The 11,742-nt window shown below is 71.3% G+C and carries 10 protein-coding genes; 4 read left to right on the top strand and 6 right to left on the bottom strand.

Annotation, left to right across the window (positions count from 1 at the left end):
• Positions 1 to 6 precede the first annotated feature (6 nt).
• A complete protein-coding gene (sthA, locus tag FAF44_RS35760; RefSeq protein WP_237107775.1) occupies positions 7 to 1,410 on the bottom strand; it encodes a Si-specific NAD(P)(+) transhydrogenase in 1,404 nt (467 codons plus the stop codon).
• Positions 1,411 to 1,470: 60 nt separating this feature from the next.
• Between sthA and FAF44_RS35765 the strand changes: the two genes are divergently transcribed.
• Positions 1,471 to 2,304, top strand: a complete 834-nt coding sequence (locus FAF44_RS35765; RefSeq protein ID WP_237107776.1) for a PhzF family phenazine biosynthesis protein — start codon at positions 1,471 to 1,473, stop codon at positions 2,302 to 2,304.
• Here FAF44_RS35765 and FAF44_RS35770 read toward each other — a convergent pair.
• The 5 genes from FAF44_RS35770 to FAF44_RS35790 form a co-directional block, all read right to left on the bottom strand.
• Positions 2,282 to 3,115: a biotin-dependent carboxyltransferase family protein gene (locus FAF44_RS35770; protein WP_237107777.1), complete on the bottom strand. Its 834-nt coding sequence runs from the start codon at positions 3,113 to 3,115 to the stop codon at positions 2,282 to 2,284. The two genes, FAF44_RS35765 and FAF44_RS35770, sit on opposite strands and share 23 nt — an antisense overlap.
• The gene (locus tag FAF44_RS35775) at positions 3,112 to 3,729 is read right to left on the bottom strand and encodes an allophanate hydrolase subunit 1 (RefSeq protein ID WP_237107778.1); all 618 of its coding nucleotides are present in this window, start codon (positions 3,727 to 3,729) and stop codon (positions 3,112 to 3,114) included. The genes FAF44_RS35770 and FAF44_RS35775 overlap by 4 nt, the downstream gene beginning before the upstream one ends.
• A complete protein-coding gene (locus FAF44_RS35780; protein ID WP_237107779.1) occupies positions 3,726 to 4,481 on the bottom strand; it encodes a LamB/YcsF family protein in 756 nt (251 codons plus the stop codon). Before FAF44_RS35780 ends, FAF44_RS35775 begins: the two co-directional genes overlap by 4 nt.
• A gap of 67 nt (positions 4,482 to 4,548) precedes the next feature.
• Positions 4,549 to 6,039: a hypothetical protein gene (locus FAF44_RS35785; RefSeq protein ID WP_237107784.1), complete on the bottom strand. Its 1,491-nt coding sequence runs from the start codon at positions 6,037 to 6,039 to the stop codon at positions 4,549 to 4,551.
• Positions 6,040 to 6,243: 204 nt separating this feature from the next.
• Positions 6,244 to 6,468 carry a hypothetical protein gene (locus FAF44_RS35790; RefSeq protein ID WP_237107780.1) on the bottom strand — a complete coding sequence of 75 codons (225 nt, stop codon included), beginning with the start codon at positions 6,466 to 6,468 and terminating at the stop codon, positions 6,244 to 6,246.
• A 153-nt stretch (positions 6,469 to 6,621) separates the two neighbouring features.
• On the opposite strand from FAF44_RS35790, the gene FAF44_RS35795 reads away from it, so the two are divergent.
• The 3 genes from FAF44_RS35795 (at position 6,622) to FAF44_RS35805 (ending at position 11,427) form a co-directional block, all read left to right on the top strand.
• Entirely contained in the window at positions 6,622 to 7,191 is a 570-nt protein-coding gene (locus tag FAF44_RS35795; RefSeq protein ID WP_237107781.1) for an HhH-GPD-type base excision DNA repair protein, read from the top strand.
• A 253-nt stretch (positions 7,192 to 7,444) separates the two neighbouring features.
• Complete coding sequence (locus FAF44_RS35800) at positions 7,445 to 9,538, top strand: SpoIIE family protein phosphatase (protein ID WP_237107782.1); 2,094 nt, start codon at positions 7,445 to 7,447, stop codon at positions 9,536 to 9,538.
• A gap of 242 nt (positions 9,539 to 9,780) precedes the next feature.
• Positions 9,781 to 11,427 carry an RNA polymerase sigma factor gene (locus tag FAF44_RS35805; RefSeq protein WP_237107783.1) on the top strand — a complete coding sequence of 549 codons (1,647 nt, stop codon included), beginning with the start codon at positions 9,781 to 9,783 and terminating at the stop codon, positions 11,425 to 11,427.
• Positions 11,428 to 11,742: the final 315 nt, after the last annotated feature.

Consider the following 11,742-nt stretch of genomic DNA (forward strand, 5'->3'; position numbering starts at 1 on the left):
CCCGGCTCACAGCTCCGAGGTGAGCCGGGCCAGCGTCCGCATCTTGTTCATCGCGTCCAGCGCCGCCACCTTGTACGACTCCGCCAGCGTCGGATAGTTGAACACGGCGTTGACCAGGTAGTCGACGGTCCCGCCGCACCCCATCACGGTCTGCCCGATGTGCACCAGCTCCGTCGCCTGCGTGCCGAACACGTGCACGCCCAGCAGCCGCCGGTCCTCGGAGGACACCAGCAGCTTGAGCATCCCGTACGAGTCGCCGATGATCTGCCCCCTGGCCAGCTCCCGGTACCGCGAGACGCCCACCTCGAACGGCACCTTGTCGCGGGTCAGCTCGTCCTCCGACCTGCCGACGAAGCTGATCTCGGGAATGGTGTAGATGCCGATGGGCGGCAGTTCGTGCGGGTCGCCGGCCGGCTCGCCGCACGCGTGCTGGGCGGCCAGCCGGCCCTGCTCCATCGACGTGGCCGCCAGCGCGGGGAAGCCGATCACGTCGCCCACGGCGTAGATGTGCGGCACCTCGGTGGCGTAGTTGGCGTCCACCTTGATCCGGCCCCGGTCGTCGGCGGACAGGCCGGCCGCCTCCAGGTTCAGCTCGGTCGTCTTGCCCTGGCGGCCCGCCGAGTACATCACGCAGTCGGCGGGGATCTTCTTGCCGCTCTCCAGCACGGTCAGCGCCCCGCTCGGGCGGCGCTCGACGGCCGCCACGCTCTCGCCGAACCTGAAGGTCACCGCCAGGTCGCGCAGGTGGTACTTGAGCGCCTCGACGATCTCCAGGTCGCAGAACTCCAGCATGCGCTCGCGCCGCTCCACGACCGTCACCTTGGTGCCGAGCGCGGCGAACATGGAGGCGTACTCGATGCCGATCACCCCGGCCCCCACCACGACCAGCGTCTCGGGGACCCGGTCGAGGTGCAGGACGGCGTCGGAGTCGATCACCGTGCTGTCGTCGAACTCGACGCTGGACGGGCGGGCGGGGGAGGTGCCCGTGGCGATCACGATCCGGTCGGCGGTGACCTTCTTCTCCTCGTCGCCGGTGATCCCGATCGTGTGCGCGTCCAGGAACCGGCCGGTGCCCTGCAGCACCGTCACGTGGTTGCGGGCGAGCTGGCTGCGGATCACCTGGATCTCGCGGCCGATCACGTGCTGGGTGCGCATCCCGAGGTCGGCGACGGTGATCTCGTCCTTGACGCGGTAGCTGGCGCCGTACAGCTCCCGCTGGTTGAGCCCCGTCAGATACAGGACGGCCTCGCGCAGCGTCTTCGACGGGATCGTGCCCGTGTTGATGCACACGCCGCCGAGCATGTGCCGTTTCTCGACCACCGCGACGCGCCTGCCGAGTTTGGCCGCTGCTATCGCCGCCTTCTGCCCGCCCGGCCCGGAACCCAGGACCACCACATCGAAATCCGCCACAGGGTTCAGTCTGGGGGCGGCGCGGCGGCGGCGAAAGACCCCTCTGAGAGACTGCCGGACATGTTGCGCAGATTCTCGCAGGTCGACGTCTTCGCCTCAGGCCGCCCGTACACGGGCAACCCGCTCGCGGTCGTGATCGACGGCGAGGGGCTGAGCACGGAGGAGATGCGGCGTTTCGCCCGGTGGACGAACCTGTCCGAGACCACCTTCCTGCTGCCCCCCACCACGCGGGAGGCCGACTACCGCGTCCGGATCTTCACCACCGGCGCCGAGTTGCCCTTCGCCGGGCACCCCACGCTGGGCTCGTGCCACGCCTGGCTGGAGGCCGGGGGAGAACCGCGTACGGAGGGCGAGGTCGTGCAGGAGTGCGGGGCCGGGCTCGTCCGGGTGGCGGCCACCGACGCCGGGCTGTCCTTCCAGGCGCCGCCCCTGATCCGCTCCGGCCCCGTCGAGGAGGAGTTCCTGGACCGCATCGTCGCCTCGCTCGGGATCACCCGCGGCGACGTCGTGGCCGCCGAATGGGCCGACAACGGCCCCGGCTGGGTCGGCCTGCTGCTCAGGGACGCCGAGTCGGTGCTCGCGCTGCGTCCCGGAACGGTGCCGCACGACGTCGGCGTGGTGGGGCCGCACCCGGCGGGCTCGCCGTGCGCGTTCGAGGTGCGGGCGTTCTTCCCCTCCAACGGCAGCACCCTGGAGGACCCCGTGACGGGCAGCCTGAACGCCTCCCTGGCTCAGTGGCTGCTGCGCACCGGCCGCGCCGTGGCCCCGTACACGGCCGCGCAGGGCACGGTGATCGGCCGGGCGGGCCGCGTGCACGTGTCCACCGGCCCGCAGGGTGACGTCTGGGTCGGCGGCGACGTGATCACCTGCGTCACCGGCCACGTCGAACTGTGAACCGCACCTCGTCGCCCGGCCTGAGCTGCGCGGCCACGGGCAGGTCCGCGCCGCGCACCACGCCGATCACCGGGTAGCCGCCGGTCGGCGGGTGGTCGGCGAGGAACACGATCGGCTGCCCGCTCGGCGGCACCTGCACCGCCCCGGTGACCATGCCCTCGCTGGGCAGCTCACCGTCTTTCGCCCGCTCCAGCACCGGCCCGTGCAGGCGCACGCCGACGCGGTTGCTGTCCTGGGTCACCGTGTACGGCCGCGCGCACAGCTCCGCCAGTGCCTCCGGCACGAACCAGTCGTCGCGCGGCCCCGGCAGCACCCGCAGCACGGCCGGCCGCGGCCCCGGCAGCGGCGCGAGGTCCGCCGTGATCTCGCCCGCGGCCGGCCCGACCGGCAGCAGCGCGCCCGCCCGCAGCGGTTCGGGCCCCAGCCCCGACAGCGAGTCGGTGGACCGGCTCCCCAGCACCGGCTCCACCGCGATCCCGCCACGCACGGCCACGTACGTGCGCAACCCCCACTCCGGAGCCCCCAGCCGCAGCTCGCCACCCGCGGGAACCCAGAACGGCGCCCCCATGCCCGCCCCGGGCAGCGGCGCCCCCGCCAGCGCCACCCACGCGCCCCTGAGGAAGAGCAGCCGCGCCCCGCCGAACGTCAGCTCGATCCCGGCCAGCCCCTCGGCGTTGCCGACCAGCCGGTTGGCCAGCCGCAGGCTCGGCACGTCGGCCGCCCCCGACCGGGGCACCCCCAGATGCGCGTGACCGGGCCGCCCCAGGTCCTGGACGGTCGCGTACGGCCCCGGGGCCAGCACCTCGATCATGCCGCCTCGAACCGCACCCGGGTCCCCGGCCGGAACAGCGACGGCGGGTCGCCCGCGACGTCCCACACCCGCAAGGTCGTGCGCCCGATCAGCCGCCACCCGCCCGGCGAGGCCGCCGGGTACACCGCCGAGTACGGCCCGGCCACCGCCACCGACCCGGCGGGCACCGACGTGCGCGGCGTGTCCAGCCGCGGCGTCACCAGCACCGGGTCCAGCCCGGTCAGGTACGCGAACCCCGGGGCGAACCCCAGCCACCCCACCACCAGCTCCCGCCCGGTGTGCCGGGAGACCACCTCGCCGGCCGAGATCCCGGCCAGCGCCGCCACGGAGCCGAGATCGGCCCCGTCGTAGACGACGGGGATCGTCACCAGCGGCTGCTCCGCGCCCGCCCCGGCCGCGGCCCGGCCGCGCTCGCGCCGCGCGACCTCCTCCAGCCGCGCCCGCAGCCGGCCCCGGTCCGCTCCCGGAGCCACCACCAGCACCGTCTCGGGCCCCGGCACGATCTCCACGACTCCCTCGGGCCGGTCGGCGCGCAGCGCCGCGTCGAGCCGGTGCGACAGCTCCAGAGACCCGGTCTCCACGAGCAGCCCGTGCTCCCCGGCCGGGCGGATCACGCGAACGCCTGCAGGACCACCCCGGCCGCCAGCAGTTCGTCCCGCACGCCCTGCGCCAGCCTGACGGCGTCAGGCGTGTCCCCGTGCACGCAGATGGAACGCGCGGAAATCGGTACGGAACTCCCGTCGGAGGCCGTCACGGAGCCCTCCACGGCCATCTGGCGGGCACGGGCGGACACCGCCGCGGCGTCGTGGACGACCGCGCCCGGCTCCCGGCGCGGCACCAGCGTGCCCTGCGGCGTGTACGCGCGGTCGGCGAACGCCTCGCTCACGGTCGGCACGCCCTCGGCCGCCGCCACCTTGTGCACGACGGAGCCGGGCAGCGTGAGCACCGGCAGCGACGGGTCGTAGTCGGCCACCGCCTCGATGACCGCCGCCGCCTGGGCCTCGTCGCGGCAGATCCGGTTGTACAGCGCGCCGTGCGGCTTGACGTAGGAGACCCGGCCGCCCATCGCCCTGGAGATGCCGTCGACGGCCGCGAGCTGGTAGAGCACCTCGGCGCACAGCTCCTCCGGCTCGACGTCCATCTCCCTGCGCCCGAAGTGGGCCAGGTCGCGGTAGGACACCTGCGCCCCGATCGCCACCCCCCGGTCGACGGCCGCGGCGCACGTGCGCCTGATCGTCACCGGGTCGCCCGCGTGGAAGCCGCACGCCACGTTGGCGCTCGTGACGATGTCGAGCAGCGCCAGGTCGTCGCCCAGCCGCCAGATGCCGAAGCCTTCGCCCAGGTCCGCGTTGAGGTCGATCACCATGGGACCCATCATGGCGGTTACGGCCGCACCTGCGCGACGAAAGCCGTGCTCAGGTGCCCGGACACGGTCAGAACTCGTCGGGAATGTCGGCGATGTCGTCGAGGGCCGCGGCCAGTTCCTCGGGGTCGCCGCCGATCCGCTCGGCGATCTCGATCAACACGTGCAGGACGTCGTGACGGTCGTGGCCGAGATCGAGCAGCCGCTGCGCGGCCTCCCAGAGCTGCGGCGGATCGCCGTCCCACAGACGGGTGGCGATCTCCTCGTGCCAGGCCAGGTGCTCCTGGTCGATCATGCCGCCGTGGTCGATCTCCAGCAGCGTGCGCCGGTCGGCCTGGTCGGCGGGGTCGAGCCGGTCGAGGTCGATGCCGTTGTGCGTGCCCTGGAGATAAGGAAACGCGAAGGCCCGCCTGGCCAGCGCCGACAGGTCGCCGTCGGGCAGCAGCCGCTCCAGCAGCGGCCGGTCGAGCCCGAACGACGTAGGGTCGCGGTAGGCCTCGGGGAACTTCCCGATCGCCTCCCACACCGCGTCGAGCGTGGCCTTGAGCCCCTGTTCCGGCAGCGCCGTGCGGTGGGCGGCGAAACGCACCCACGCCGACAGCACGTGCGGCATCGCCTCCTGCTCGGCCACGCTCAGCATCACCTTGCGCGGCAGCCAGTCGAGCAGGAACGTCTCGCACTTGGTCGGGCTCACCCGCAGCGGCCGGTTGAAGTCGCGCTCGCACCCGTAGTCGATGATGTGGTCGGCGCACCGCGAGGCCGCCGACGGGTCCGACAGGTGCTCGGCCGCGTCGGAGGCCAGGAACTCCGCGGCCAGCATGGCCCGCCGCTCCCTGCTGTACGGGGCCTCGATGTGCAGCGGCGCGGGCCGCTTGCGGCCGGGCGGCAGCGCCTTGAGCCGGGCGCGGGCGAAGGCGTGGTAGGCGCTGTAGCTGTCGCTCACCGGCGGCGGCGTCTTCGGCTCGGTGGTGGCCTTCATCGCCGACTCCAGCAGCGCCCTGGCCTGCTCCGGCTGGATCTCCTCGAACAGCAGCATCGCGTTGCCCGCCGCCTCGGCCCTGGCCTGCTCCAGCAGCTTGTCGACCTGGGAGGACACCCAGGCGTCGCGCGCCATGCCGCTCATGTTGTAGTCGACGACCATGACCATCGCGTGACGGTCGATCGGCTGGTCGCCGTCGTTCCACCGGTAGGCGAAGGTGCAGATCACCGTGTCCTGGTCGCCGTAGGCGTCGCGCGAGACGTAGCAGCCGGCCGGCTTCACCGCGCCGACCCGGTCGGCCCAGCCCGGCCTGGCCACCCCCGACTCCATCATCGCCAGCGCCGCGCCCTCGGCCTTGGCGCCCTGGCGGGCCGTGCCCAGATAGGCCAGGCACATGAGCAGCGTCAGCGAGGCCGGCGTGCCCGCCTTGGCCGCGTAGTCGACCAGCCCCTCACCGAGCACCTGCTCGACGTCACCGCCCCTGACCCTCCTGCCCCACCAGGCTCCGATCATGTCGGAGACCATCAGCTCCGCGTCGAGAGGAGTGCGTACGGCCAGCAGCTCGCGAGCCGCCTGCACCATCTCCTTGAACACGTCGTCTGGCGGGGTGCTCTCCCGGGGATCTCGTCGGTGTCGGCGCACGCCCTCACTCTCTCGTATTCCAGGCGCAAACGGTGCGTAGAACTCGGCCCGGTAACCCCGATGTTATCGGGGAAGGCGTATCCGGCGGGCGCGCCGGCGCGGGCGCCGCGTACCGCCTGCCGCGTTCCGTCCCCCGTCAGAGCCCTAGCGCAGGCTCCTGGGGGGAGGCGCGGAGTTCACGATCGCGAGCAGCCGCTCACGGGCGACGCGTTCCACGATCTCGGGCGTGGCGGAGATGCCCAGGTGCTGTGCGCACGCGCACACGTCGGACACGCAGCGGTCGATCGTGTCCACGGGTATGGTCAGGAACTCTTCGGCCAGCCTGAGGCTGACCGGCTCCCGCAGGAACCGTGTGGCCAGAGCGAGCATAGAAGTGAGATTCCTCTGGAGGCCCGGGGCAAACCCCCAGGAATGTCTGCAGGGCGACTTGCGCTCTCATTTCACCCCTTCTCGGGCCTGTGTCAAGGCCCCGCGACGCCTGTGTTCACTTCACCGGGCGAGCTTTCGTGCGAAGCTGTCTTCATGCGCATCCAGCTCGCCCAGCGGAGCGAGGCCGACGAACTTCTCGGCCGCAGCCCGCTCGCCCTGCTCGTGGGAATGCTGCTCGATCAGCAGATTCCCATGGAGTGGGCGTTCACGGGGCCGTACACGATCTCCCAGCGGCTCGGTCACGACCTCACCGCCGAGGAGATCGCCTCCTACGACCCCGAGGCGTTCGTCGCGCTGCTGGCGGAGAAGCCGGCCGTGCACCGCTACCCCAAGTCCATGGCGGCCCGCGTCCAGCAACTCGCGGCCTATCTCGTCGAGCACTACGACGGAAAGCCGGAGAACGTCTGGGCCGACGCGCCCGACGGGAAAGAGTTGCTGAAACGACTCATGGCCCTGCCGGGATACGGCAAGCAGAAGGCCCAGATCTTTCTGGCATTGCTGGGCAAGCAGTTGGGGGTCCAGCCTTCAGGCTGGCGAGAGGCGGCCGGGCTCTACGGCGAGGATGGATCCGACCGTTCGGTGGCCGACGTCGTCGACGCCGACAGCCTGGCCCGCGTGCGGGCCGCCAAGCAGGAGGCCAAGCGCGCGGCCAAGAGCGGGTAGGGCCCAGTAGCCTGGCGGGCATCGGCCCCGGCAATCTGGCGCTGTAACCTGATCTTGCTGCGCAACGTGGAGCGACTTTGACAGGATGCGTAGACCCTAGAGGCGACAGGGCCGCGGCGGGGGCTTCCGTCCGTACCTGCCCATCGTCGATGATGTACTGCAGGATCCGGTCGCCCGGAGCTGCGCTACGCCGATACACAGTTATGGAGATGTGCCGCGTGGGAGACCCTGGCACGCGACGGAGGTGCGGACGATGAGCGCCGAGACCTCCGTTCCCCGTCCCCGGGAGTCGGATGTGGACATCTCAGACTCCGCCCTCTTCAAGGGCATGTTGTCGGAGGCGGAGTTCGCCTTCGCGTTCTTCGACGCCGACAGCCGCATCCAGCGGGTCAACGACGTGTTCAGCGATGTCGTCAACGTGCCCGCGGAGCGCATGGCCGGCCGGCAGCCCGTCGAGGTGCTCGCCGCCGACCTCAGCCAGATCATCACCCATGCCGTCCAGGCCGTCATCGAGACCGACGCGCCGGTGACCGAGGGCCGCGTGCGGGTGCGCTCCGCCGAGGGCGACACCCGGCACTGGTCGCTGTCGTTCTCCCCGGTCCACGACGACGCCGGCGAGCTGCGCGCGATCGCCCTGGTCGGCCTCGACGTCACCGAGAGCCGCCAGACCGAGGAGGCGCTGCGCCGCAGCGAGGAGCGCTACCGCTCGCTGGTCGAGGCGCAGTCCCAGCTCGTCTGGATCACCTCGCCCACCGGCGCGGTCGTCGAGGACGCCCCGCAGTGGCGCGCCATCACCGGCCAGGGCCTGGAGGAGTACCTCGCCAACGGCTGGCTGGAGGTCGTCCACCCCGAGGAGCGGCAGCAGACCGAGGAGGCGTGGCGCGAGGCGCTGCGCGGGCGCACCATGTTCGAGTGGAACTACCGCGTGCGCACCCGTGCCAGCGGTTACCGCCACTTCGAGGTGCGGGCCGTGCCGATCATCCGCCACGGCAGGGTGGTCGAGTGGGTCGGCGCCAACACCGACGTCACGCCGCAGCGCGAGGCCGAGGAGATGCGCGGCAGGCTGACCGACCAACTCGGCGCCGCCGCCCTGCGCACCGCCCGCCTGCAGGGCGCCACCGCGATGCTCGCGGAGGCCCTGACGGTCGAGCAGGTGGTCCAGGTCATCATCGACGTCGGCCGCACCGCCCTGGCCGCCGACCGCTCGGCGGTCGCGCTGCTCGACACCGACCGCGCCGCGCTCAAGCTGATCAACGGCGAGGGCATCCTGGAGGCTTCCGGGGCGACGGGCGACGAGATCCCGCTGTCCCACTCCAACGTGATGACCATGGCCGTCAACAGCCGCCGGCCCGTGTTCGCCGAGTCCCCCGAGTCGCTGAAGGCCCAGCTCCTTGAGGCGGGCGGCGACGAGGAGGTGCTGGCCGGGTTCCTCAACCACGGCGACGAGCGGGCCTGGGTGGGCCTGCCGCTGCTGGCCGCCGGACGCGCCCTGGGAGCGCTCCGCTTCTCCTTCACCCGCCCGCAGAAGATCTCCCAGGAGGACGGCGTCTTCCTGGAGGCGTTGGCCGGCCAGTGCGCCCTGGCGGTCGAGCGGGCCACGCTCTTCGAGCGCGAGCACCGCACCGCCGAGACGCTCCAGCGCAGCCTGCTGCCCGACCGCCTGCCGGTGGTCAAGGGCCTGGTGCTGGCCCAGCGCTTCCGCTCGGGCAGCCGCCACGTCCAGGTCGGCGGCGACTGGTACGACGCCTTCGTGCTTCAGGACGGGCGTGTCGCGGCGGTCGTCGGCGACGTCATGGGCAAGGGCGTCAAGGCCGCGGCCGGCATGGGCCGCATCCGCAACGCCATGCGGGCGCTGGCGCTGACCAACCCGCCGCCCGCGGCCGTGCTCACCGGCCTCGACCGGGTCTTCGAGGCCACGGAAGAGGAGGAGCAGGTCACCACGCTGGCGTACATGGTGGTCGAGCCCGTCACCGGTGAGGGCACGCTGGCCCTGGCCGGTCACCCGCCGCCCGTCCTCGTTTCGCCGCAGGGCACGGCGATTCTCTGTGACGCCGAGCCCGGAACTCCGCTAGGCTGGCCGACCAGCCGTCGGCAGTTCCGCTTCGTGGTGCCGCCCGGCCATACGGCCGTGCTCTACTCCGACGGGCTCGTGGAGAACAGAAAGCGGGGGCTCGACGCCGGTCTCGCAGAGATTTGCAGTGTTGTGACCGAAGCGCCGCCTGAGGTGGTGAGTAGTCCACACATGCTGCTGGACTTCCTGGTTGACCGGATGTTGTCTGGATATGAACAGGATGATGACGTTACCGCGCTCGCAATTCACGTTCCACCAGCCACGAAGAGTGACTGAATGAAACAGTCATAACGGTTGCTTTCGGGTATCAGTGCCCCGCTTACGTACGCACTACTGTCTCGGTCGGCCTAGGGTGGAGGTCAACCGCCGGGAGGTGGCCGTATGGAGTGCGGGGTCGTGCCACAATGCTGTGCAGGTCCGTCGCGGTCCGCACGGCCTCACCGATCTCCGAGAGAGGCAACAGCCCCCCAGCGGGCATCTGGGTCCATTGTCGCCACGCGTTCGTTCGAGAGGTGTTCGTGTCGCCTGCAAGTTCGACTCGCTCGAAGCCACAAGAGCTGAACGAGCCCGTCATTCAGCGACTGCTCGAGCGTGGGCGCTCGCAGGGTTTCCTCGAGTCTGAGGATGTCCGTCAGGCCTTCGAGGAGGCGGACATCCCCATGTCGCACGCCGCCGCGTTCTTGCGGAACCTCAGCAAAGAGGGCGTGACCGTGGTGGTGACCGCCGCGGATTCGGCTGCGCCGAAGAAGTCTCGTGGTCCAGCAAAGCGCCGCACCGCCGCCCCCGTCAAGACCAAGACGGCGGCGGCCGCCAAAGAGCAGCAGCCCGAGACCGTGACCGCGGTCGTGGGCACCACTGAAGCCGAGCCGGCCGCCAAGAAGGCGGCCCCTGCCAAGAAGGCCGCTCCGGCGGCGAAGAAGGCCGCGGCACCCGCCGCCGCCAAGAAGGCCGAGCAGAAGGCTGGGCCTGCCGAGAGCAAGTCGAAGGCGTCCGAGGCCGACTCGGACGACGACGAGGACCTCGAGCTCGACGGCGACGTCGAACTGGAGGACCTCGAGGACATCGACGTCGAGGTCGAGGACGTCAACGAGGACGAGTCCGACTCCGAGGGCGACTCCGAGGAGGAGTCCGACACCGAGGAGGAGCCCAAGCCGGCCGACGTCGTCGTGACGGTGAAGAGCGAGGACGAAGTCCTCATCCTCTCCGACGACGACGATGACGCCCCGGTGGCCCAGGTCGCCGCCGCCGGCGCCACCGCCGACCCGGTGAAGGACTACCTCAAGCAGATCGGCAAGGTCCCCCTGCTCAACGCCGAGCAGGAGGTCGAGCTCGCCAAGCGCATCGAGGCGGGCCTGTTCGCCGAGGAGCAACTCGGCGGCGGGGAGACCGAGGGGCTGCCGGTCGACGTCAAGGCCGAGCTGGAATGGATCGCCGAAGACGGCCGCCGCGCCAAGAACCACCTGCTGGAGGCCAACCTCCGGCTCGTGGTCTCGCTGGCCAAGCGCTACACCGGGCGCGGCATGCTGTTCCTCGACCTGATCCAGGAAGGCAACCTGGGCCTGATCAGGGCCGTCGAGAAGTTCGACTACACCAAGGGCTACAAGTTCTCCACCTACGCCACGTGGTGGATCCGGCAGGCGATCACGCGTGCCATGGCCGACCAGGCGCGGACCATCCGCATCCCGGTCCACATGGTCGAAGTGATCAACAAGCTGGCCCGCGTCCAGCGGCAGATGCTGCAGGACCTCGGCCGCGAGCCCACGCCGGAAGAGCTGGCCCGTGAGCTGGACATGACGCCTGAGAAGGTCGTCGAGGTCCAGAAGTACGGGCGCGAGCCCATCTCCCTGCACACCCCGCTGGGTGAGGAGGGCGACAGCGAGTTCGGCGACCTCATCGAGGACTCCGAGGCCATCGTCCCGGCCGACGCCGTCAGCTTCACGCTGCTGCAGGAGCAGTTGCACTCCGTTCTCGACACGCTGTCGGAACGCGAGGCGGGCGTCGTGTCGATGCGCTTCGGTCTCACCGACGGGCAGCCGAAGACGCTGGACGAGATCGGGAAGGTTTACGGGGTCACCCGTGAGCGCATCCGCCAGATCGAGTCGAAGACCATGTCCAAGCTGCGCCACCCGTCGCGGTCCCAGGTGCTGCGGGATTACCTGGACTGAGCGGGAGCGAGTCGCGCTTCCGGGCTGATCGATCGAACGCCCCGCCGGAGATCTCCGGCGGGGCGTTCGGCTTTCCGGGGTCCGAGCGTCAGGGCGGCGGCGGTGTTCACGCGTCGCCGGACCCCGGACCCGGACCAGGAGCGGGCGCGGGAGCCGGACCCGACCTGGACCCGGACCGCGTTCCGGAGCGGGAGCCGGAGCCGGGCCCGGCCTGGACCTGACGCGGGAGCCGGGCTTGGAGCCGGGCGCCGTGCTCGGGGTGGTGTCAGCCGGGTGGGTCGGTGACGTGGACGTCCAGGACCCAGGGGCGGGTGG

Source organism: Nonomuraea sp. MG754425 (assembly GCF_021699195.1).
Classification (GTDB): domain Bacteria; phylum Actinomycetota; class Actinomycetes; order Streptosporangiales; family Streptosporangiaceae; genus Nonomuraea.